Source organism: Clostridium beijerinckii, assembly GCA_003129525.1.
GTDB classification, from domain to species: Bacteria; Bacillota; Clostridia; order Clostridiales; family Clostridiaceae; genus Clostridium; species Clostridium beijerinckii_D.
This window is the reverse complement of the sequence record CP029329.1, coordinates 1,827,970-1,852,830: the sequence shown is the minus strand read 5'-3', so window position 1 is coordinate 1,852,830 and position 24,861 is coordinate 1,827,970. Positions and strand designations below refer to the sequence as shown.

Here is a 24,861-nt window from a genome sequence, read left to right as displayed (position 1 = left end):
TTTAATTAGCTACTTTAACCATTGTATGTCTTATTATTTTATCATCCTTTTTGTATCCTTTTTGGAATACTTCTGCTATTACATTTTTTTCTAAACTTTCATCCTCTATATGCATTACTGCATTGTGAACATTAGGATCAAATTCTCCCGAAGCATCTATTTCTTCAATTCCAAGCTTTGTAAATGAATCTTGACATCCTTTTATTGTCATCTCAATTCCTTTTTTCAAATCTTCTATGCTTCCATCAGCTGCAACAGCTCTTTCTAAATTATCAATAATTGGAATAATTTCTTTTAATACATCTACATATGCATCACTATATATTCCTTCTTTTTCTTTAGTTGTTCTTTTTCTATAATTGTCATATTCAGCTGTCACTCTTAAAAGTCTATCTTTAGTCATATCTAATTCTTCTTGTAATTTCTTATTTTCGTCTTTTTGCTTTTTTACTATATTTAGTTCACCATCTGTAGTCCCCTCATTTTCAGAAACTTCATCAAGTGTTTCACTAGATTCCTCATTTTCCATTTGGTCATTATTTGTAATTTGATTTTCATTAGTTACTGTTTCATCTTTAATTTCTTCATTATTCAGTTCTTCATTTTTCATATCTTTAAAACACACCTCTTCGCTTTCAAATCTAATATCTATATTTTTTCATTACTTAACATATTATTAAGTTCTTTTATGACTTCCGCCATAATTGTTATTACCTTTGAATAATTAATTCTTCTAGGTCCAATTAACCCAATTTTACCAATTGGTCTATCTCTAAAAGAATATTCAGCAGATATTATACTGCAGTCCTTAGCTTGTTGTTTATAATTTTCATCGCCTATACTAATTGTAATATTATCTTGTGGATTAAATAAATCCATTATAGATTCTTTATCGTTAAAAAGTGATAATATTTCTTTAGCTTTATCAATGTCGTTATATTCTGCATAATTGAATATATTGGTTGTTCCTTCCATAAACACTTCTGACGAATTTGTTGTATTTAATGTTTCATATAAAACAGGTAAAATTGCATTAAATATTTCTTCATATTCGCCCAAATCATTTTTTAGATTATTAATTACTTCTAGATTAATTTCTTCTATTGAAAGATTTACTAATCTATTATTAATAACTTGATTTATTCGCATTAAAGTTTCAATTTTAGGAACTCCATTGTTCAACTTAATCATATGATTTTTTATAAGGCCAGTATCTGTTAAAAAAACTGATACTAAATTATATTCATCAACTTTAATAAGCTGAATTGATTTAACAAAGCTCTTTTTAACTGATGGAGATTCAATCACGCAAGTCAATTTAGTAAGTTCTGACAACAATGCACTAGTCTGCTTTACAATTTTATCTACTTCAAGCATTGCAGAATCAATTATATATTGTTTAATTTTCAAATCTTCCTCAACTGTCAGCCTTTGATTGTCCATAAGTTTATCAACATATAATCTATATCCCTTACTAGAAGGAATTCTTCCTGCAGAAGCATGAGGTTGTTCTAAGTATCCCATATCTTCAAGATCAGCCATTTCATTTCTTATAGTTGCAGAGCCGATACCTAAGTTATAGTTTTTAGCAAGTGTTCTTGACCCTACAGGATCTCCTGTACGAATATAGTCATTGATAATAGCTTGAAGTATTCTTATTTTTCTGTCCTCAATACTCATAACTTCACCTCTTTTTGTTAGCACTCATTAACATCGAGTGCTAATGACTATGTTTTTAATATATTATTTATGATGTTTTTTGTCAATTCCATTTATATTTATTATAGCTTTCTACAGGTAAAAATAATTTGATTTCATCAATTTTTCTCATTATTTCTCCTATTTACTTTGATTTTCTATATTACTTATTTTTACACATGATTTTTTAATATTCATTCTAGTCTTTTTAGGCGTATATACAGAAGATAACAAGTCAAGATGTGAGGTATATTTTGTAAAGTAGCAAATCTCATAGTAGTCTATTAAGCACACATACCACCTATTCCTTTTTTATATGCCTTAGAATAGATTTGCTATTATAATATAAAATCACTCATAACATAATTGGATATTTCCATACCTCTAGAACTTAAAATTAGTTTCTCCGAATTACAAATTAATAATTCTTTTTTTATATTTTTTTTAATCACATCGCCATAGACTTCATATATATCTTTATTAAATCTTTCCTTAAATTCATTTATTTTTATTCCTTCAATCATCCTAAGCCCCATAAAAACAAATTCTTCCATATCATCACTTATATCATTTACATGAATTTCTTCTATTACATTTTCACCACTATTTATCTTTTGTATATACTCCTCAATATTATCTATATTTTTAATTCGCTTTTGATCTATAAATGAACTAGCTGATACGCCTAATCCTAAATATTCATTACATTTCCAATAAGTTTTGTTATGAAAACATTCTTTATCTGTCTTAGCAAAATTGGATATTTCATATTGGTGATATCCATGTTTTTTTAAAATATCTTTCGTTGATAAATACATAAGTCTCTCTTCATCTTCATCTGGCAAATTCAATTTATCTTGTTCATATAAATTATAAAAGCGTGTTCCTTCTTCAATTATTAAGCTATATGCTGATATATGAGCAGGCTTAAGCTTTGCTATTTCCTCTAAAGATTCTTCCCAATCTTTAAGAGTTTGATTTGGCAATCCAAACATTAAATCTACATTTATATTGTCAAATCCCATATCTCTAGCCAAAAAATAATTGTTTTTAAACTCTTCATAACTATGTATTCTTCCAATTTCCTTTAAAATAGAATTTTTTGTAGATTGTAATCCCATGCTTATTCTATTAACATTATATTTTTTCATAATATCTAAATTTCTTCCATTTAATGTTCCTGGATTACATTCTACTGTAAATTCTAAATTTTGTTTTAATTTTAATTTATTTAAAGTAACTAACAGACTTTGTAAATTGGATTCTCTTAAGTATGAAGGTGTACCACCACCAATAAATATGCTATTTATATTATACTTCTCAGCCTTTTGTAATATTTCTCTATTAAGAGCATCTATATATTCCTCCATTAATATTTCTTTTCCAGAATAAGATGGAAAATCACAATAAAGGCATTTTTGTTTACAAAACGGAATATGTATATATAAAGAAATCTCTTTCATAAAATTCTCCTCCAATTTTTTAAATTATAAAAAAACACAAAAATACTTGCAGTAATATTTAATCATTAAATTTACTACAAGTATTTTTTAGGTTATTAATTCTTATGCTAGTAATTTTTCTGCTTGTTCTTTTAGCAAAGTAATTTTACTTTCTGCATCTACAACTGAAAAACCATATACATCCACAAAATTATAGAAATAATTAGCAAAAGATATTCTTTTATTACGTTTTATCTCTAATTTTGCGCCTATTTCTTCTAAAAATTCTACTTCTTTCTCATCATATTCTCCATCAATAAGAGCAAGACCTATTAATTCAAAATAAATAATATTTTTGCTTCTTTCAGAAGAACTTTTTAAATTTTCATATATAGAATTTAAATTCAAGTCTAATATTTCAGTTTCTTTTATATTTAGTTCTTCAAGATAATCAGTATAAAGATTTTTTTCTTCTTTTGCGAAGGTATTGTCTGAATTTATAAGACCTTTGACCAATTGCATAAAAGAAATTCCTTCATTTTTACTTAATTCATTTAAAAACATATAAACCCCTCCTGAATTTCTATTAATAAAAATTATTTGCATAATACTAATTATTATTATACAAATAATTCCTTAAATTTAATATATTTTATTTTGTGCACTTATGCTTTTTTATTATAATTTAAATTAATTTATATGAATTATATGTATAAAATATTCCCATTATATTTTAATTCATATATTAATCTACTTTTAAGATCGCCATAAATGCTTCTTGTGGAACTTCAACAGATCCGACCTGTCTCATTCTCTTCTTTCCTTCTTTTTGCTTTTCAAGCAATTTCTTCTTTCTTGAAATGTCTCCACCATAACATTTTGCTAATACATCTTTTCTCATAGCCTTTACAGTTTCTCTTGCTATAATTTTACCTCCAATTGCTGCTTGAATTGGAACTTCAAACATTTGTCTTGGAATTGCTTCTTTTAATTTTTCAACTATTCCTCTTCCTTTGTGATATGCTCTTTCCTCTGGAACTATCATTGATAATGCATCAACTATCTCAGCATTTAATAATATATCTAACTTAACTAACTTGGTTCTAATGTATCCTTTTAATTCATAATCTAAAGATGCATATCCTTTAGTTCTAGATTTTAGAGTATCAAAGAAATCGTATATTATTTCATTTAGTGGAATATCATATTTTACAACTGCTCTAGTTTCTTCTATATATTCCATATCAATATATACGCCTCTTCTGTCTTGGCATAATTCCATAACTGATCCAACATAATCTTTCGGAGTGATTATAGACGCTTTAACTACAGGTTCTTCCATATAATCCACTTCAGTTAAAGGTGGCAAATTAGTTGGATTTGTTATTTCTAATATTTCACCATCTGTTTTTATTACTTTATATATAACTGATGGTGCAGTTGTAATTATATCTAAATTAAACTCTCTTTCAACTCTTTCTTGAATTATTTCCATATGCAATAATCCTAAGAATCCACATCTAAATCCAAATCCTAAAGCCATAGATGTTTCTGGTTCAAAGTTTAATGCGGCATCATTTATTTGTAATTTTTCTAGAGCTTCTCTTAATTCATCATACTTTGCTCCATCAACTGGAAATATTCCTGAATAAACCATTGGTATAGCAGGTTTGTAACCTACAAGTGCATTTTGTGTTGGTCTATTAGCTTCTGTTATAGTATCTCCAACTCTAGCATCTCTAACATTTTTAATTGATGCTGTTACATATCCAACATCTCCTGCACTTAATTCCTCAATTGGAAGTATTCCTGGAGTAAATACACCTACTTCAGTAACATCATAAAATTTATTAGTTGCCATAAGCTTAATTTTGCTTCCAATTTTTATTTTTCCATCTATTACTCTTACTATACACACAACGCCCTTATAGCTATCATAATATGAATCAAAAATTAATGCCTTTAAAGGTGCTTCTTCGTCTCCATCTGGCGCCGGTATGTTCTTAACAACATATTCTAACACGTCGCCTATATTAAGGCCTGTTTTTGCAGATATCAAAGGCGCTTCCGATGCATCTATTCCTATTATATCTTCAATTTCTTTTTTAATTTCTTCTGGTCTTGCAGATGGCAAATCGATTTTATTTATTACTGGTGCAATTTCCAAATTATTATCTAATGCTAAATAGCAATTAGCCAGAGTTTGAGCTTGAACACCTTGTGTTGCATCAACAACCAATATAGCGCCTTCACAGGCTGCTAAACTTCTTGACACTTCATAATTAAAATCTACATGTCCTGGCGTATCAATTAAATTAAAAATATATTCTTCCCCATTGTCTCTTTTATATATAAGTCTCGCTGCTTGAGACTTTATTGTAATCCCTCTTTCTTTTTCTATATCCATATTATCTAGAACTTGTTCTTCCATTTCCCTTTTAGTTAATGTTCCTGTAGTTTCAAGTAATCTATCAGCAAGGGTTGACTTACCATGATCAATATGTGCTACTATTGAAAAATTTCTGATATGTTCTTGTCTTTCACTTTTCATACGCATAACTGCCTTCTAAACTTAAGGCAGTTCCTTCACCCCCGTTATAATTAAATCAGCTAAATTATAACATACATCCATTTAAAAAGGCTACAAGAAAATCTCTTCATAGACTTTTCAATTGACAATTCATGCCCTTTAGGTACCCTGGGGGCAATAATCAATAAAAACTACAAGGAGAAAGTTCTAATAATGAAATATTAAAGGAAACATGACTTGCAGTCATGCCCTGTGAAAGTTCAAGAAGCCAAATATAAAATTTGGACTCTGTTGGATTTTCACTTCGAATTTCATTTTTCACTTTTACTCGTAATTTCTTTATGCTATAAGTTATTATTAGTTTTTTTAAGTTCTTGATTGCGCTTCATACTCTTTTTATAGTGTTTGCTTTTTTTATTTGTGAAATGATTTTGGTTGTGCTTAATAAGTTCTTTGTTGTACTTCGTGCTTTTTTCTTATGTGCGTATCCTTTTAGTAGTGCGTACTTTTTATCGGTGAAATGTTTTTGGTTGCGCTTCGCGCCTTTTTTAGCTGTGTATTTTTTTTAATATTTCTTCTATTTTATTTATAAAAACAGATTCATTTTTTATTTTAAAATTATTCTCTCCTAATCTTACTAATATGTCTTTTTCTGATTCTTTATAAATTTTCAGAAATGAATTATCTTTTATAAAATTCGAAAAATCTTCTCCAAATTTTTCACTTACAAGTTCATAATTTTCATTTGTATTTCCAAGAGGTGATAATGCTTTAGTATTAATCACATCTACTTTAATAATTCCAAGTAAAACAAAAAATAAAATTAAAAATGCTGGCAATACTTTTTTAAATATGTAACCCTTAAAAATATTCTTCAATAAAAACACCCTTTTCAAATAAGTTAATTCATATTTTAACTATCCCTAATATTTTCTTTAACTTTTTATTTAGATTATTTCCATATTTAGAACCTATTATTCATTACTTCACTAATATTATGTTATTATTATATCTACCTAAGTGTTTTTTTAATCTAATACTATGTTACCCTGAATTTTACAATAACTTAATAAATTCTTAGGATTTTTATAGGTGTAAAAGTTCTTAATTGTGCTATCGCACTTTTTTTATATGTGTAAAAGTTCTTAATTGTGCTATCGCACTTTTTTTATATGTGCATATCTTCGAGAATATATATGATTTATAATATTACCCTATTATAATCTGTACTTTTTACTTAATAAGTTTATGAAGTCCTTATTCAAAATTTAAAATATATCCAAGACATCGCTCTTATAGTATCATATGTATTTGTATGAACATCTTAAATTTTTATTGAGAAACTATATATACTCACCTTATAATCTATACTTATAATATTAAAATATACTCCGTACTAGAAATAAATGGTACTCTGTTGTGCAGTGTTACATTAGAGAATATGCTGTAGGTATTTCTTCAGTAGAAGTTGTTCCATTTATGCTTGTCCTGAGCTTGCCTCGGGAGCATGCATAAATGGGTGCAACTTCTACTGATAGAAATCCACAGCATATTCTCTTAGTAACCGAAACAACAGAGTACCATTTCTTTCGGCAGATTATACTCAAAGTGCAGTTTTCACCTTCTATATTTATTTGTTTAAAATTTCTGCAATTACTCTAGCCATACATTCTGCTGTAACTTTTGACTCTTCTGGAGTATTAGTATGTGAACCTATTTCAAAAAGTAAACTCCCATCACTCTTACTTTGATTAAACGCATTTTTCCCTCTATTATATGTCAATATTTTTATAGGTAAACTTGGAAACAGTTCTGAAGTTTTGTTAAATACCTTTTCAGTAAGTTCTTTATTCTTACCATATCTTGTACTATTTTTAGCATTTACAAACATTATTTTTGATGCATTCATTCCATAAACTTGCGTTGTAGTCACAGACTTATCTTCAATTGAATCTCTATGCAAATCTATAATCATTTTAAAATCTCCATACTGTTTTAAATATTTATCAACAGTTTCTCCAGATCGTGTATAACTATCATTATAAGAAATACAGTGATCTGTTTTATCATGTATTACTGAAATGCCATAATTTTCTTCAAGTTCCTTAGAAAGAACATCCCCTGCTCCAACCACATTTGTATTTTCATCTAAACTTTCTGGTTCTGTTGCATTATAATTTTCAGTAGTATGACTATGATAAATTAATATTTCTGGCTTTGACTTATTTATTTCCTTTTTTAAACTTGCATCATAAATTTGTGTATTTTTACTATCATTATTTGCAGGTAACTTAGAAATACTCTCTTCACTGACTTGGAATGGATTAAATGTAAAAGTTGACTTAGTATCATTATCATCTATATTATAAAAAAAACTAATTTCATTTTGTATTATTCCTCTATAACTAAAATTATTTAAACCTAATACTTCAAAGCAAACTGTCTTTAGTGAAAGCTTATTTTCAGCATAATTCCCCTCATCGTAAGCTTGAGATTCTATTATTGGCATTCCTAAATTTAATAATTCAACATAAGCAAAGGCTCCTCTTTCTCTATTATCTTTTAAAACACTACCAAGTCTTATAAATAAGATACTTAAAATCAAAATAAGCACTACTATACCTATATTTATATTAGATTTTACTTTAATTTTTTTTCGAATGTTATTTGTTCTTTCTCTTCTGATCATATATATCACCTTATTCCCCCTTGTACTATTTTATATTATGTCTATAACTATTTTTTATCTACTCCCACTCTTTAGATAGAAGTTAATACCACACAGCCATATACCAGGTGCCCCTTATGGGTACTATATGTGCATTATTGGGATTATTAAACTAAATTCAGATTCAAGTGGAATACAAAATTCCACCTGAAAAGTTTTACTTTATAATTATATTAATAAATTTACATAATTATTCTTCCAATCAAAATCACCCCATAAACTTATTGATTTCTTCCATATTCATATTAGGTTGCACAGCCATATTTATTCCATTAGCTATTATTTTTGATAAGGAATTTATGACCAAATCAATATCTTTTGGTGTAACTATCATATCTGTATTGTTTTTTGTTGATATTACTTCCTTAATGAGATTCTCTTTCTCGTTTTTATCAAGAGATTTTAGCATTTTATAAAAATCAGTTCCACTTGATGATTGACTTATTAGTGAATCTACAACTAAATCTATGGTATCATTGGTAATTGTAATTGCATCTACAACTGTTGGTACTCCTATAGCAATAACCTTTACGCCTAAAGTTTCTTCATTTATTTGCTTTCTATTATTTCCAACTCCGGCACCTGGTGATATTCCTGTATCACCAATTTGAATTGTTGTATTTACTCTTTGAACCCTTCTTGCAGCTAGTGCATCTATACATATTACTAAATCCGGTTTGATTTTTTCCACAACTCCCTTAATTATTTCCACTGTTTCAATACCTGTAACTCCTAATACTCCTGGAGCTATCGAACAAACAGGTCTAACAGAGTCGTCAATTGCTTCGGGCATTACTGTTTGCAAATGTCTTGTTACCATTATTTTTTCTGTTACTTTTGGACCTAAAGCATCTGGAGTTACTTGCCAATTTCCAAGTCCCACAATTAATGCAGTTTTTTTAGTATCCATGTTAATTAATCTTCCTAAAATTTCTGATACCACCTCAGAAACTCTGTCCATAGTTTCTCCATCATAAGCAGTAAAATCAGGAATATCTATAGTTACATAATTCCCTTTTGGTTTTCCAATTTTTTGAGCTCCTTCTTCATTTTTTACTTTTACTGTAGTTACTTTAATATTCTTTTCACTTTCTTCAATAACTTCAATTCCATCGATATCTCCTTCTGCCTTATGGTTTTCTTTATATATTTCCCTTGCTTCAAGTACTAGATCTGTTCTAACATTTATCATATAAACACCTCATTATATATTTAGTCAGTTTTATTTTTCCTTTTTCTTTGAATTTAATACTTGAATTACATAACCTCTGATGCTATAATAAGGTTTGTTGAATATGAACTCGTACGCAGATTTCCCCAAAAACTGCAGAGACCCTATAAAAATTTAAGGGGGTGAATTAAGAATGGCAAATATAAAATCAGCTAAAAAGAGAATTAAAGTTACTCAAACTAAAACTTTAAACAATAGAATGGTTAAGTCTGCTTTAAAGACTGCTATAAAGAAGTTTGAAGTTGCTGTAGAAGCTAAGAATAGTGAAGAAGCTAAAACTTTATATACATCAGTTGTTAAGTCATTAGACATGGCTGCTTCTAAGGGAGTTGTTCATAAGAACATGGCTGCTAGAAAGAAATCAAGATTAGCTACAAAGTTAAGCGCTATGGCTTAATCTTAAAAACCCATCTATCACTAGATGGGTTATTTTTTTGCGCAAATTACGGGTACTGCGCTCGGTTGATTCATATTATCTGATGGCTAGGATATAAATTTTTCTTTATTTTTTCACTGTAAGGGTATTTATAAGGAGAAATTCCATCTCCATATTTTTGTCTAATCCTGTGGATTTTAATTTTGTTTCTGTTTTTACACAAAGTTTAATTAATTCCATTAATTGTTTTTGTGTAAATCTATTAGTTTGTGTTATTAATTTTTCGCATACAAATTGTGGTAATCTATATTCTGATATAATATCATCTAATCTTTTTCCGTTAGCAATTTTAACCTTTATTTCGTATAATCTTAAAAAGTGTTTTTCAATTGCACTTATTATAAGCATATGTTGATCTGATTTATATAAAATTTCTTTCATTATGTCTATGGCCTTATCAATCTTCCTTACAGCTATTAATTCTACTAAATCAAAAATATCATCTTCATGAGAATTTAAAATAAGTAAATTAATATCATCTTTCTTTATATCTCTACCTTCACAATATGATATAAGCTTATCTGCCTCTCTTTTTATAATATCAAAATTACTTTGTACCTTATCACAAAAATACATTAATTCAACTCTTCCAATTTGCTTTCCTTTTTCTTTAAATATCTCCGAAACCTTTTTTAAATATTTATCTTTCTTTAGCTTATCACAATATACTATAGGTAAAAACTTACTTATAGTCGTTAATTTTTTATTTTTGTTAGGTCTATCTCTCTTATCATTTAATAAATAATACATTATCAAAATAGTATCAGGCGGTAGATTTTCTACATATTTCTTAATATCATTATATATTTTAGTACCTGTAGAATCACTTTTGTCCTGCAAAAAACTTGCTCTATAAATAACAACAACTTTTTTTTCACTCATAAAAGGCATTGTTTCACAAGCATTCATAATATCATCAAAACTCGTATTCATACCATCTATTCTTATTAAATTAAGTTCTTTAAACTCTTCAGATACTTCTCTTTTAATAATTAGACTTATCCCATCCTTAATAAGCTCTTCATCTAATCCACAAAATATATATCCATTTTTCACATTACCTTTTTCAATTTCTTGTTCATAAACTTCATAATTAATCAATTTAATTTTCCTCTCATATAAAAATAACTTTATATAAATACCCCAAATCGAAATTTTACATTTCGTTCTTCCAAATTTCTCTGTGTGCGCTTCCTTTTGAATCTAGTATTTTTGGTACAACTTGTTCACCTATCAAAATTTTCAGTAACTGTAACAAATTCATGTTCTTATTTCCGCCAGATATACGCATAAGTATGGATATCTATGAGCATATTTCTATTGCTTCTCCATTTATTACAAATATTTTATTCGTAAGTCCATCTTTAAAATTTATTATATCATATTCACTTGACTCCTTACTACTAACCATTTTTAATAAATATTTTTCTTTTGAAGTCTCTAAAATATAATTCTTCCCTTGTAATTTAATATTACAAATACCATCTATACTTATTGATTTTCCCTGTCTATATGATTTTGTTGCTAGTGTAGCTTCTGAAAGCCTTTTTAAGTCAATTTGATTTTTATTGGCAATAAGCACTCTTTGATTTCTATAACTAATTAAAATAGCTCCTTCTGTATAATATTTTATATTAAGAATTGGACTATATATTTGAATTACTATTACTAAAATAGATATAAGTGGAAGGTAAATAAATTTTTTATATCCTTTCCTAACGAAATAAAAACTTAACATTAAAAATAAATAAAAAAACACTACATACTCATTTCCATAAAACATAGGTAATGAAATTTTATCAATGGTATTTAACATCCAGTCAAATATTTTTATTATATTTAAATTTAAATAACACCAAAAATCGAATAATCTTGGACAAACATATGTAAGTGCTAATATATTTCCAGTAATAACTATAAGATCTACAAATGGAACTAAAAATAAATTACCAATAATGAAATTTGCAGAAAAATCTTTAAATATCAAGATTAAATATGGTATTGTAAAAACTTGTGCACTTAATGTTAAGCTTAATGGTTCTCTTAACTTAACATGCAGTTTATATAGTATATTATTAAATTTCTTATTAAACATTATTATTCCAAGTGTAGCTAAATAAGACAAATGAAAAGATATACTAAAAATACTATAGGGTTGGTAAATTATTAAAATCATAGCTGAAAGACATAGTGCTGAAATTGAACTATTATTCCTTTTTAATATATGTCCCACTTCTACACATGAAAGCATTGCGAAAGCTCTTATACTCGAATAATTATACCCAGTAAATATTACATATATCATTGTAGCTAAAAGTCCAAACTTACCGCCTATAAAAATCCTTAAAAACCCATAAACTATAGCTACATGTAATCCTGAAACACTTATACTATGTATGACCCCGAAGTTTTTCATATCTTCCTTATCTTCTTCATCTAAATAATCAGAATATCCAAAAGCAATTGATGCTATTAATCCCGCTTTTCGTCTACCTAAGTTTTCTTCTAAATTAGTATATATTTTTCTTTTCAAATCATAAAGTTTAGTTATAAAATCGCCATTAACTTTAGTCATTGTTTTCGGTTCAAGCTCCCCGACAACCCCATTACTTTTATCTTGTATATTTTGAACTTCTCCTGTAACTTTATATTTTTCTCCAACATATAAAGCTTTCTTATTAGTTTTTAATATAATATTTTTTCCTTCATAATCTCCTATAATACTATAGTTATTCACTTTTACTATTCTTACTTCACCACTTATTTCATTTTCAATTCTATAATATGAAAAATTAATAAGGATTCCAATAATAAAAAATATAATCATAATGCATGTAAAACTAATTCCACAGTAATAAAATAAACAAATAAAAAAGAAGGCCACAATAAATATTGCAAGCCCCTTAAATCCTTGATTTATTCCATAATAAATACAACTAATAGCTAGTGTTAAAAAAATATATACTAATGGATTTGCTACTTCCTCTATCTTTTTAGAAAACATCAACTCACCTCATTAATGAGTTTTGCCACTTTCTAATTAAAATTTCAAAAATAATTAAAAATATTACTGAAACTGCTAATTCAATTATAATTATATCTCTAGGTAATATATTATTAATTAAAATAACAGCAACTATTGCTATAATAATTATTAAAAGCGATACTATTCCCATAACTAATTCATTAGACAATCTCCTTATAGAGACATTGCTATTAAACAATGTACACAATAAAATTCCCATTGATAAAATGGTTAAAGGTATTAAAGTTGCTTCCTTACCATCAACCCTATAAATTGAAATCATAGTAATTATACTTAATATTGAAGCTCTAGTTATCACTTCATTATTACTAATATCTCGTCCATGTTTCAACAAAATTATTAAAGATACTGGAATAAATAAAAATCCATTTATAACTAAGATGTTCCACAAATCTAAGCTTTCAGCTTGTCCCATTATAAGGCAACCTAGCAAAACAAAAAGTTCTGAAAGAATAGTCATAAAGTACATTTTAAAGCCTCTATCTATATTCTTACTAAATGTTCTTGAAAAATCCCTTATTTTGAAAAATCCATCTAAATAATTTTCTTGAATATAAACATCACATAATCTTTTTACCATTACAGATGCCTTTCCTTTGCCTATTCCAACATTAGATAAATTAAGGGCTGGTAAATCGCCTAAATTTTCTCCTGTAGTCGCAACCTTATGTCCATCTTTTATGAACAATGAAACTATTTTTGATTTAATTTCAGGATTTACTCTACAAAACACTCTAACTCTGCAAAGTAAATCTCTAAGCTCTTGGTGATTTAATGAATCTAATTCTATTCCTGCTACTACTTGATTATCATTCTTTATTATATTTGCTTTTTTTGCATTTGTTATAGCACTCAATTTACTTTCTTCGGTAAATAATATAGGTACTATTGCCTTATCCTTAATACGTTCTATGCTATTTTTAAGATTTTCTTCAAGAGGATTTTCTAATCCAATTATACCCACAAAAACCAAATTACTTTCTATATTTTCACCTTTAGATGGCTCATAACTAAAGTTTCTGTAAGCTAAACCCTCTGTTATTAATCCTTCTATAGATAAATTCATATCTGTATCTTTTATTATAGCTTTATATTCATCTGTTAACTCTCTCTCAACACCTTCTATCATAATATATTTACATCTTTCTAAAACATCATCCACATTTCCTCTAGTATTTGCCCTATATCTTCTATCGAAATTACTTACAACAGTCAAAAATCTTTTATCAGAATCCATAGGTATTTCTAAAGTTCTTGAATTTTTACTATCTATAGAGGCCTTATAAATTTTCTTTTTAGCAGCATAACTTAAAAAAGCAAGTTCATCTAATTCGCCTTTTCCACTATCATTGCTTGCGTTATAAATCGCATTATTACATATTAATGATATTTCTACTATTCTATCAAAGGTTATTTCTTTTGAATATGAATCACTTGTAGATATTACACTATTATTAATAAATATCTTTTTTACAATCATTTCTTTTTTACTTATAGATCCAACCTTATCTAAAAATAAAATATTAACATCTTTAATTAAATTAAATACCGAGAAATTTATTATTTCAATATTTTGATTAAAAAAACTTTTAACTACACTATTAAAAATCAATTTTGCAATTGTTGCAATTGGAAAGCAACCTAATGCAAATAATGCTGTACATATGTATTTTTTTTGTATATCTTGTCCTGTATGCACAAAATATGAACCTATAATTAAGATACTCACAAAATATATTAATAAATATTTTTCTAAAAGCGTTGATATCATTGTTCCAAAGTTATGTTTCCTATTACTTGCATAAGTAAGCATTGCAAGGACTCTTCCTAGTTGCGTAAAGTTTCCAGTAGCAATAACTATTCCTAAGCCATCACCAGATTTTATTACAGAACCTTTAAATAATATGTTTTTCATATCTGAAAGTGAATAAATATTACCTATTATTTTACTTTCAAATTTTTCTTTATAAAAAGTTTCTCCTGTTATACTCTTTTCATCTACTTTTATATCTTTAGCACTTATTATTCTTAAATCTGCCGGAATAACTGAATCTCTATTAAATTTAACTATATCTCCCATTACCAATTCTTCAGACTTTATATTTTTTTGTATTCCATCTCTAATAACTACTATATCTGCAGAATTCAATCTTTCTAAAACTCCAATTTCTTTATCTCTTTTTGTAGTATGCATTATTAGTATTATTAAATTTGATATTAATATTAATGCTACTATTCCACCAAATAAATAAAATCTAAATACAAATAATATTATTGTAATTATTATATATATAATTATACCTTTTTGTTTTAACGCATTAAATATATGCTTATAAAGCCCATTTCCACTTGGTAAATCAATTTTATTTGTACCATGTTTTAATCTTATTGCTTCACAATCATTTTCACTAACTCCAGTTTGAACATTACTATTTAATAGTTCAATTATCTGAGCCCATGAATTAATACAGTATTTTTCCAAAAGAACCCCACCATTCTAAATCACTTGATTATTAACCTTATTAAATCATTATACTATAATTTATCATTTTATATAGTTATATTTATTTACAGTATAATTATACTTGTTAATACATTGAAAGGCAAAATTTTAATATAGTGTTATTTTTTAGTTTTAGGATTAAAAATAAGTGCCATTAAATATCCAAAGAATATTGATGCTGTAATTCCAGCTGCAGCTCCTTTAATACCTCCTGTAAATGCCCCTAACAATCCAATTTCTTTAACTTCCTTTATTGCAGCCTTAGCCAAAGCATTTCCAAAACTCGGCAATGGAACAGTTGCTCCAGCTCCACCAATGTCAACTAATTTATCATACCAGCCAAAAGATCCTACTATTGCTCCAAGCACAACAAATACAACTAATATTCTTCCTGGTGTTAATTTTGTTACATCTATTAATATTTGACCTATAACACAAATAATGCCTCCAACTATAAATGCACTTATATAATCCATTTAAATACACATTCCTTTCTATTACAATATCTCTTGAATTATTAATACTTTCCTTGAGTACTTCTTAGTTCATCTCAATGGCAACTGCATGAGCTATTCCTGGGATTGTTTCACCTTGAAGTGAAGATGTTGTACTCATAAGTGCACCTGTAGAAACCAATAATAATTTCTTTATTTCTTTTTTCATAAGCTTCTTATATAAATATCCTGTAAACACAACTGCTGAACATCCACATCCACTGCCCCCAGCTTCAGTTTTTTGTTTTTCCTTATCAAATATAATATCACCGCAATCAATATGTTGTTTCCTAATATCATAACCAAATTCTTGTATTAATTTATCGGCAAGTTCTTTTCCTATTAAACCCAAATCTCCTGTTGCTATAATATCATAATCACTTGGTTTTCTTCCTGTATCTTTAAAATGATTCACTATTGTATCAACAGCTGCTGGTGCCATAGCGGCTCCCATGTTATTGGCATCCTTCTGTCCAAAATCTTTTACTTTTCCAGTGGTTACATAAGTTACTTCCGGATAATTACCTTCATATCCAAGAATTAATGCTCCTGATCCTGTTACTGTCCATTGAGCTGTCTGAGCTCTTTGAGAGCCATAGTCAAGTGGAAATCTGAATTGCCTTTCTGCTGAGCTAAAGTGAGAAGAAGTTGTTGCAATTACATGTTTAGCAAATCCACCATCCATCATAATTGCTGCTAAACTTAAAGATTCTGACATGGTAGAACATGCTCCATATAATCCAAAAAACGGAATACTAAATTCTCTTGCTGCAAAACTTGATGAAATTATTTGATTTAGTAAATCTCCAGAAAATAAGTAATCTATATCTGTTTCTTTGAGTTTTGCTTTTTTTAATGTTTCAGTTATAGCCGTAAACATCATTTCACTTTCTGCTTTTTCATAACTATCTTTTCCCAATGTATCATCATTTAAGACTTCATCAAAATATCCACTTAAAGGACCTTCACCTTCCTTTGGTCCTACTATAGAATGTGCTGCTATTATTTTAGGTGGATTATCAAATTTTACTGTTTGCCTACCCATTTTTTTACTATGCATTTGCATAATTAACAACTCCTCCTACACTTTTTTAATATAAAATCAATTTTCCCTTATGAAATACTAATTATCAATTTTTTAATGTTTAATATTAAATTACCAATGTTCAATTGTTCCTTTTGAAACTGAGTATTAATGATTTAATTGACAATTGAGCATTAATTCATACTTATTCACTATTTAACATTTTTAATGTTTAAATTTTATTATCTCCCATTGAATCGTTAAAATAACGTAATTACATAATAAACTATTCCTATAATTACAGATGTTCCAATTCCATATACTAAAACTGGACCTGCAATTGTAAACATTTTGGCTGCAACTCCAAATATAAATCCTTCTTTTTTAAATTCTATTGCAGGTGAAACTACAGCATTTGAAAATCCTGTTATAGGAACAACGGTACCTGCTCCACCAAACTGAGCTAGCTTACCATATGTACCTGTTCCTGTTAATAGTGCGCCTAAAAATATCATTACAATTGGAACAATACTCATAACTTGCTCTTTAGGAAATCCATAGTTGGTTGCTATATTATTTATAAATTGACCTACATCACAAATTAATCCTCCAACTAAAAAAGCCTTCAAACAATCTTGAAATATTTTAGATTTTGGTATAACTTCATTTGCCATAGCCTCATATTTCTGTTTAATTTTTGCTTCTTTCATTTCTCTATTGCTACTCAAAGTAATCCACTCTCCTTTTTATCCGATAGTTAACATCTGTAATACTGTAATACTCCATCTTCTTCACGTGAGAGATAATTTCTACACGTTCCTTAACATTATGACCCTTGAGGTTATAAGTTCAAATAAATTCAGCTGGCGTACAAACTCCACTTGAAAAGTTTCACTTTATCTGTATATCTATCATTTGCAAAATTATGAAAATTAATCATGTTATTTTTTGGTAAGGCCTATTAAATAAAATAACCAGTTAATGTTGCAATGAATATGATTAACTAATTAATAAAAAATAGAATGTATATTTGTTTCAATTTTCTTAATGAAATTGGAACAAATATACATTCTATTTTTACTATCTTTTATTCTTCTAGTTTCTTTCTCATTTCAGCTAAAACCTTTTTTTCAATTCTAGATACCTGAACTTGGTTTATTCCAAGCATTTTAGCTACCTGAACTTGTGTTTTATCTTTAAAATAACGTAACAATATAATTTGTCTTGCCTTGTTGTCTAAACTACTTAAAGCTTCCTTAAGAGCTATTCTTTCAATAATATTTCCATCATCTACACTTTTTTCACTTAATTTATCTATTAAAAGAACTGGTGCTCCATCATCTTGATGTATTGTATCATATAAATACTGTAAACTATTTGAAGATTCTATTGCAAATAAAATTTCTTCCTTGTCAACATCTGCATAATCAGCAAGTTCTTCTATAGTAGGTGACCTCTTAAGCTTTTTAGTTAAAATTTCTTTATAGAAATATACCTTTCTAGCTAAACTTTTAACATTACGGCTTACTTTTATCATTCCATCATCTCTTAAAAATCTTTTAATTTCTCCTATAATCATAGGAACTGCATAAGTTGAAAACTTAACATTATAAGTTAAATCAAAATTATTTATAGCTTTAACTAATCCAATTGATCCTATTTGAAATATATCTTCATAATCATACCCTCTATTTAAAAACTTTTTACTTAGAGATGATACTAATGGTAAATTCATTTCTATTAATGTATTCATAGCATCACTATCACCGTTTCTAGCTGAAGCTATTAGTTCTGGATTCTTGTCATAATTATAATCCTCTCGTTTTAAATCCTCTTTTTCCATATATTTCACCTAACTTACCACGTTGAATTTCTTCTTGATTACCACCCTTGTACCAATCCCCTTTTCGCTTTCTACCTTTAACTCATCCATAAATGTTTCCATTACAGTAAATCCCATCCCTGATCTTTCTATATCTGGCCTTGACGTATATAATGGTTCCATAGCCTGCTCTATATCATCAATTCCAATCCCCTGATCAATGATAACTATTGTAACTTCATTTTCATTAATTTCTGCTTCAATTCTAACTAATCCATCTCCTCTATTCTCATATCCATGTATTATAGAATTAGTAACTGCTTCAGATACAGCTGTTTTTACATCATTTATTTCATCAATTGTTGGATCCAATTGAGCAACAAAAGCCGCAACTGCAACCCTTGCAAAACCTTCATTCTGAGATTTGCTTACAAATTCTACACTCATTTTATTGTCAGACATGATAACCCCTCCATCTAAATGCACCTTACTGCTTCATCTACAGTATTATAATTTTTAATTACCTTATATAAACCCGCTAGTTCAAAGATTCTATTAACATTTTTATTAGGTTCTGCAATGCAAAGCGCTCCTCCCTTATTAGATAACTTCTTGTACCTACCTAACACTGCTCCAATTCCTGAACTATCCATAAAAGTTACTCCTGAAAAATTTAAAATTACCTTTTCTATGTCATCCCTGTCAATTCTATCATCAATCTTTACTCTAACCTCCTCAGCACTATTATGATCCAGTTCTCCACTAAGAGTTGTAATTAGAATATTTCCCTGCTTTTCAAATTTTAAATACATATACATTAAGAATATCTCAAATTAAAATTTAAATTATAAATTTATGTTCAAATCTTCATTTACTAATTAGTATAAAGTTACGATCTCAACATATATATTAATTTAAACTCAAATACTTCAGTTGTGAGATATTCCACTTTCACCTCCTTCTTTACCGTTGTTTGATCTATTTACCATATTTTAACATAGTATTCCATCCACCGTCAAACTATTTATTACAATTTTTTCTATTTTTTAATAATTTAATTATTAACTTATAAAAATTCAAATGTTTATCCATATATTTTCAATTTTACAATTAGTGCATATAATGCAATTAACCTACTTTAAAGTCCAAATTGTATAAGTTCTATTTAGTATGATATTCCTTTGAAATATATTTATTTTATAAGTTCTTGGTTGCACTTAAAAAGTTCTTAATTGTGCTATCGCACTTTTTCATATGTGTAAAAGTTCCTAATTGTGCTATCGCACTTTTTTTAATATGTGTAAAGGTTCTTAATTGTGCTATCGCACTTTTTTATATGTGCGTATTTTTTATTGGTTTATATTTTCAATTAAATTATCTTAAATAACCAAAGTAAATTATACTTATACTGTAATTACATATCCTTAAACCAAAAATAAAGGGCACTCTTGTGTAATTACATCAGAGTGTCCTTTGTTTTGGTAGTATATATACATTATTTTTTCTTTTTACCACCTTTATATTTCAAAAGTTCATTTTCTATTTCTTTAAAAAAGCTCTTTACAGATTCACCTTCATCTAGTATTAATACCTCAATTGCATCTTCTAAAGTTTCCATAGTATAAATATGAAATTTTTTTGTTTTAACATCTTCTTCAACTTCGCATCTTAATATTAATTCATCTGCATTTGTATTTGGAATTAAAACACCTTTCCCATTTATTTCATCTATCATTGTACAAACCCTATGAAAACCTTCTATTTTTTCATTAACACCACCAATTGCTTGAATTTCTCCAAACTGATTTATAGATCCAGTTACTGCAATATTTTGTCTTACCCCTCTATTGCTTAAAGCTGATAAAATGCAAATTATTTCTGCAACTGATGCACTATCTCCTTCAACCATTCCATAGGTTTGTTCAAAACTTAATTGAAGGTCCACTGGCAATTTCTCATATGGACTTATTAAATTGCTCAAGAGTCCTCGGAGTATACTAATTGATTTTTCATGAATATTTCCACTCATTTTACATTCCTTATGAATATCAATTATTCTACCTTCTCCTATATGAGATAAACATGTTATTCTCATGGGCTTACCAAAACTATAACAACCATTTCCCACTACTGCAAGTGCATTAATTATCCCTACTTTTTTTCCATTTGTAGTAATTAATATTTTTTTATTTTTATAATTATCCATTATTTCTTCTAAAATTTTTTCATCTTCATAAGCAATATCTATTATATCTTTCTTTTCTATATTGGTTCTATTATCCTCTTTTGCATTATTATTAGCTAAATATAATAATTTATTTATATAATAATCATCTATAGACAACTTATTTCTTTGCCCTGTAACTCTAGATAAAAATTTAATCATTTCATTAAGTGCATCATCAGTAATATTTAATAACTTGTCTTTGCTTATTTTCTCCTTAATTATTTCAATAATTGAGTTTCTAGTAGTATCATTATATTTTAATTCAATATCTGCTTCAATTCTAAGTTGAAATATCCTTTTAAAATCTTCATCATTATCATATAATATTTGAAAACTTTCATAATCCCCTATCAAAATAACCTTTACGTTAATAGGAATAGATTCTGGCTTTAGTCCCGCAATAGAAAGTACTTCTAAATAATTTCTCGTATAATTATAATTTACTTTTCCATGAATTAATGCCTTTTTTAAATAATAATAACTAAGCCCACTGCTTATTAAAGAATTTAGCCTTAATATTAAGCATCCCTCATTAGCCCGGAGTAAGCTTCCTGCACTAATTAAGGAAATATCTGTACTATATGCACCATTATTATTTCTATATTCAATGTTTCCAATTAGATTGCTAATAGTAGGATCTTCTTCATATACCACATTCGGATGACTTTCTTTAGAATTATCGACAATTACATTCACATCATATTTAGAAAACGCCTCTTTTATATATTCTTCATCATCTTCTAAATTTATTGTATAACATTCAACTATTGTTTCTTCAAAATCATCATACATTTGGATTAAATATTTATATATTTCATCGAGAGAAATAAATTGCAATAATAAATCATCTTTTTCTTTCTGCATATTCTTTTTTATATAGTCTCTATAAATATTCTTAAGTTTTTCAATTGATTTTACTTCAATATCCTTTAATGTTTCTAAGATAACTTCTGCTTCCTTTTTTAGCTTTGATGCTTGTTTTTCAATAGTTTCTTGAGTGATATTTTCTAGATTATCATATTCATTTTTGCTCATCTCATTGCCTTCATCTTTTAACGGAATAAAAACAAATCCACCATTAGTTGCTTTGACATCAAAATTTTTAGTCTTTGCTGAATCCATAAGCTTAGTTATATAGTCATTCCTTTTTTCACTTATATCTTCAATTATATCTTCCTTTTCATCATCTGAAGAACTACTGTAAAAGTCCATTATACATTCAAAATATTTTTCTTTAATATCTTCAATCATTTCTTTCAATATATTACCTTTGCCATTAGGTAAAAATAAAGCTTTTGGATTTGATTGTTCTAGTGATGTGACATAACAAATATCTTTAGGTGGTGGGAGTTTTTCATATATATTCGTAACATACTCCACTAGATTTTCTAATTTCTCTTTTGAAAATGAGTCTACATAATATATATTGTATCCGTCTTTTTGAATGCTTAAGCTCTTTTTTATTTTATTTAAAGTAGATGTAATTTCAGGTATTCTATCAATATTACTTTTTTTAAGGGTGTCTGTGCTTGATGCACAAAAAATAATTTCACTTAGAGTTAACTCTTTTTTCATATATTATCCTACTTTGAAGTTATTATTGAATCATATAACTAAAATATTCCAAAGCAGACTCCTCCTTAAATTTATAGTATATAATATTAATATTCTTTAAATAGTAAAATAGATATACTTTTTTAAAATAAACTCATTTGTTGAACTTGTGTTTCTTTAAATGAAGATATGCTAACTCCAATTAGTCTTACTTCTTCTTTTAGTTCTTCACTTTCTAATAGTTCTTCAGCAATTTTAAAAATTTCATTATGAGTTCCCATATAATTATTTAAAGTTTTACTTCTTGTATGATTTTCAAAATCTTTAGTTTTAAATTTTAAAGTTACAGTTTTTCCACTAACATTTTTTCTTATTAAAACATCTTCTATTTCAAAAGAGAATTCTTTTATGTATTGTAACAATTCTTCCTTGTTTTTCGTGTCAACCTTCAAAGTTTTTTCTTTTCCTACAGATTTTCTTTCACGAACGATTTCAACTTTTCTATTATCGATGCCATGAATTCTATCATATATATCAGTGCCACTTTTCCCTAAATATTCTGTATAGAATTCTTTTGGCATTCTATATAAATCACTTATATAATATATTCCCATGTTATTTAATTTACTTACTGATACCTTGCCTAAACCATGAATCTTTGATATAGGAAGAGGTAAAAGTATATCTGGAAGCATTTCCTTCGTTATTTCTTTAATTCCATTAGGCTTATTCCAATCTGAAGCAAGCTTCGCTAAAAATTTATTATAGGATATGCCAATAGATAAAGTTAATCCAATTTCTTTAAAAACCCTATTTTTAATATATCTTGCAGCTTCCATACCATCTTTAATCTTCCCTTGTGACAAATCCAAAAAACCTTCATCAATAGATACAGACTCAACTAACGGAGTCACTTCATTAAATATTTTAAACACTTCTTGAGAAATCTTAACATACTTACCATATCTCCCTGAAACATAAATTCCATTAGGACATTTTTCTCTGGCCATAAACATTGGCATAGCTGAATGTACACCAAATTTTCTAGCTTCATACGAGCAGGTTGATACAACCCCTCTTTCACTTACTCCCCCTACAATAACAGGCTTACCTCTAAGATTTGGATTATCCCTCTGCTCAACAGACGCAAAAAAAGCATCCATATCTACATGTAATATTACATTTTCCATTTTATACAGCTCACCTCATTATCATATTAAAATATGTAAATTAATAACGTCTCATATTTAATTTCTTGTATTTTTAGGTAACTTCTATATTGTTTTATTAAATACAATTTATTGTTACTTTAATTTTTCAGGAATTTCATTTCATATTCATTATATTGTTTATTATATTATAGTCAATATAATGAATACTTAGCAATAATAAAAGCATATAAGATATATGAACCAATTAAAAATATTACCTATTAACTCATTACATATGATATAATAATGAAGTATTATTATATATGATATTGTTATTATCGATATTTTTATGTGAAGGAGTAATTATTATGAGTCTTAAAGAAAAATTAACAGGTAAATTTAGTAACTATTTTCAAAATGCTTATATGGAAAAATACGGTGACAGAATTACAAGTATATCTGGAACTATTTTATCTGTAAAGCTTATTCCAAAAAGTTACATTATATTCCATAGATTAATGGTTGAAATGGTTATTAAACCTGAAACTGGCAAAACAATTGTTAAGTGTTGGTATAAAAAAAATAGTTGGTTCAAGAAACCTGAATTCATTGCTGTAAAACAAGGGCATAAAGTTATTATCATGGGTGTTACAGGTGAAAAGGATAACAAGAAAGAAAATTCTCAACAAGTACAAATCATGAATGTATTAAATCTTACAACAAAAAAAGATTTAGTCCCAATAGATCACAGCCAAATTAAAAAATCACGTCAACAATCAATGAACATGAGAAGATAGTACTTTACAAAGTACGGTTATTGCGAAATATAAAAAGACTTGCAGTGTGAGTATAATTTAAATTTAATGCTTAACAACCGAAATCAGAGTTATGCGTTTGCTCCAGTTGCTGAGAATTTTCTGGATATTTCTAACATTAGAAGTTGTGCCCAAAGTGCTAGCCTCAAAGCCACAGCTT

Annotated in this window: 21 protein-coding genes; 2 read left to right on the top strand and 19 right to left on the bottom strand. The window is 27.5% G+C overall.

Annotation, left to right across the window (positions count from 1 at the left end; all coding sequences use genetic code 11):
* Nucleotide 1 precedes the first annotated feature (1 nt).
* From DIC82_08115 to DIC82_08080, 8 genes are all read right to left on the bottom strand, one after another.
* Nucleotides 2-610, bottom strand: coding sequence for a nucleotide exchange factor GrpE (locus DIC82_08115; protein ID AWK50987.1), 609 nt, complete (start codon nt 608-610; stop codon nt 2-4).
* A gap of 38 nt (nt 611-648) precedes the next feature.
* Nucleotides 649-1,680 carry a heat-inducible transcriptional repressor HrcA gene (locus DIC82_08110; protein AWK50986.1) on the bottom strand — a complete coding sequence of 344 codons (1,032 nt, stop codon included), beginning with the start codon at nt 1,678-1,680 and terminating at the stop codon, nt 649-651.
* A 356-nt stretch (nt 1,681-2,036) separates the two neighbouring features.
* Nucleotides 2,037-3,161 (bottom strand): oxygen-independent coproporphyrinogen III oxidase, encoded by a 1,125-nt coding sequence (locus tag DIC82_08105; protein ID AWK50985.1) that lies wholly within the window; start codon nt 3,159-3,161, stop codon nt 2,037-2,039.
* A 102-nt stretch (nt 3,162-3,263) separates the two neighbouring features.
* Entirely contained in the window at nt 3,264-3,704 is a 441-nt protein-coding gene (locus DIC82_08100) for a hypothetical protein (protein ID AWK50984.1), read from the bottom strand.
* 181 nt (nt 3,705-3,885) lie between these two features.
* Entirely contained in the window at nt 3,886-5,691 is a 1,806-nt protein-coding gene (locus DIC82_08095) for an elongation factor 4 (GenBank protein AWK50983.1), read from the bottom strand.
* A 527-nt stretch (nt 5,692-6,218) separates the two neighbouring features.
* The gene (locus tag DIC82_08090; GenBank protein ID AWK50982.1) at nt 6,219-6,548 is read right to left on the bottom strand and encodes a hypothetical protein; all 330 of its coding nucleotides are present in this window, start codon (nt 6,546-6,548) and stop codon (nt 6,219-6,221) included.
* Nucleotides 6,549-7,300: 752 nt separating this feature from the next.
* On the bottom strand, nt 7,301-8,359 hold the full coding sequence (locus tag DIC82_08085; GenBank protein ID AWK53049.1) for a stage II sporulation protein P: 1,059 nt from the start codon (nt 8,357-8,359) through the stop codon (nt 7,301-7,303).
* 247 nt (nt 8,360-8,606) lie between these two features.
* Nucleotides 8,607-9,590 carry a GPR endopeptidase gene (locus tag DIC82_08080; GenBank protein AWK50981.1) on the bottom strand — a complete coding sequence of 328 codons (984 nt, stop codon included), beginning with the start codon at nt 9,588-9,590 and terminating at the stop codon, nt 8,607-8,609.
* A 172-nt stretch (nt 9,591-9,762) separates the two neighbouring features.
* Between DIC82_08080 and DIC82_08075 the strand changes: the two genes are divergently transcribed.
* Entirely contained in the window at nt 9,763-10,026 is a 264-nt protein-coding gene (locus DIC82_08075; protein ID AWK50980.1) for a 30S ribosomal protein S20, read from the top strand.
* 105 nt (nt 10,027-10,131) lie between these two features.
* On the opposite strand, the gene DIC82_08070 is transcribed toward DIC82_08075, so the two are convergent.
* The 11 genes from DIC82_08070 to DIC82_08020 form a co-directional block, all read right to left on the bottom strand.
* Nucleotides 10,132-11,166 (bottom strand): DNA polymerase III subunit delta, encoded by a 1,035-nt coding sequence (locus DIC82_08070; GenBank protein ID AWK50979.1) that lies wholly within the window; start codon nt 11,164-11,166, stop codon nt 10,132-10,134.
* A 202-nt stretch (nt 11,167-11,368) separates the two neighbouring features.
* Nucleotides 11,369-13,069: a competence protein ComEC gene (locus DIC82_08065; GenBank protein AWK50978.1), complete on the bottom strand. Its 1,701-nt coding sequence runs from the start codon at nt 13,067-13,069 to the stop codon at nt 11,369-11,371.
* A 4-nt stretch (nt 13,070-13,073) separates the two neighbouring features.
* Entirely contained in the window at nt 13,074-15,593 is a 2,520-nt protein-coding gene (locus DIC82_08060; GenBank protein ID AWK50977.1) for an ATPase, read from the bottom strand.
* A 140-nt stretch (nt 15,594-15,733) separates the two neighbouring features.
* Nucleotides 15,734-16,090, bottom strand: a complete 357-nt coding sequence (gene spoVAE / locus DIC82_08055) for a stage V sporulation protein AE (protein ID AWK50976.1) — start codon at nt 16,088-16,090, stop codon at nt 15,734-15,736.
* A 64-nt stretch (nt 16,091-16,154) separates the two neighbouring features.
* Nucleotides 16,155-17,174 (bottom strand): stage V sporulation protein AD, encoded by a 1,020-nt coding sequence (gene spoVAD / locus DIC82_08050; GenBank protein ID AWK50975.1) that lies wholly within the window; start codon nt 17,172-17,174, stop codon nt 16,155-16,157.
* A gap of 218 nt (nt 17,175-17,392) precedes the next feature.
* Nucleotides 17,393-17,860 carry a stage V sporulation protein AC gene (gene spoVAC, locus DIC82_08045; GenBank protein AWK50974.1) on the bottom strand — a complete coding sequence of 156 codons (468 nt, stop codon included), beginning with the start codon at nt 17,858-17,860 and terminating at the stop codon, nt 17,393-17,395.
* A gap of 359 nt (nt 17,861-18,219) precedes the next feature.
* The gene (gene sigF, locus DIC82_08040; GenBank protein ID AWK50973.1) at nt 18,220-18,975 is read right to left on the bottom strand and encodes an RNA polymerase sporulation sigma factor SigF; all 756 of its coding nucleotides are present in this window, start codon (nt 18,973-18,975) and stop codon (nt 18,220-18,222) included.
* A 9-nt stretch (nt 18,976-18,984) separates the two neighbouring features.
* A complete protein-coding gene (locus DIC82_08035) occupies nt 18,985-19,416 on the bottom strand; it encodes an anti-sigma F factor (GenBank protein AWK50972.1) in 432 nt (143 codons plus the stop codon).
* Between the two features lie 14 nt (nt 19,417-19,430).
* Nucleotides 19,431-19,766 carry an anti-sigma F factor antagonist gene (gene spoIIAA / locus DIC82_08030; protein ID AWK53048.1) on the bottom strand — a complete coding sequence of 112 codons (336 nt, stop codon included), beginning with the start codon at nt 19,764-19,766 and terminating at the stop codon, nt 19,431-19,433.
* Nucleotides 19,767-20,449: 683 nt separating this feature from the next.
* A complete protein-coding gene (locus DIC82_08025; GenBank protein ID AWK50971.1) occupies nt 20,450-22,756 on the bottom strand; it encodes an ATP-dependent protease in 2,307 nt (768 codons plus the stop codon).
* 122 nt (nt 22,757-22,878) lie between these two features.
* Nucleotides 22,879-23,925, bottom strand: a complete 1,047-nt coding sequence (locus DIC82_08020) for a DNA polymerase IV (protein ID AWK50970.1) — start codon at nt 23,923-23,925, stop codon at nt 22,879-22,881.
* Between the two features lie 329 nt (nt 23,926-24,254).
* Between DIC82_08020 and DIC82_08015 the strand changes: the two genes are divergently transcribed.
* On the top strand, nt 24,255-24,683 hold the full coding sequence (locus DIC82_08015) for a hypothetical protein (GenBank protein AWK50969.1): 429 nt from the start codon (nt 24,255-24,257) through the stop codon (nt 24,681-24,683).
* Nucleotides 24,684-24,861 lie beyond the last annotated feature (178 nt).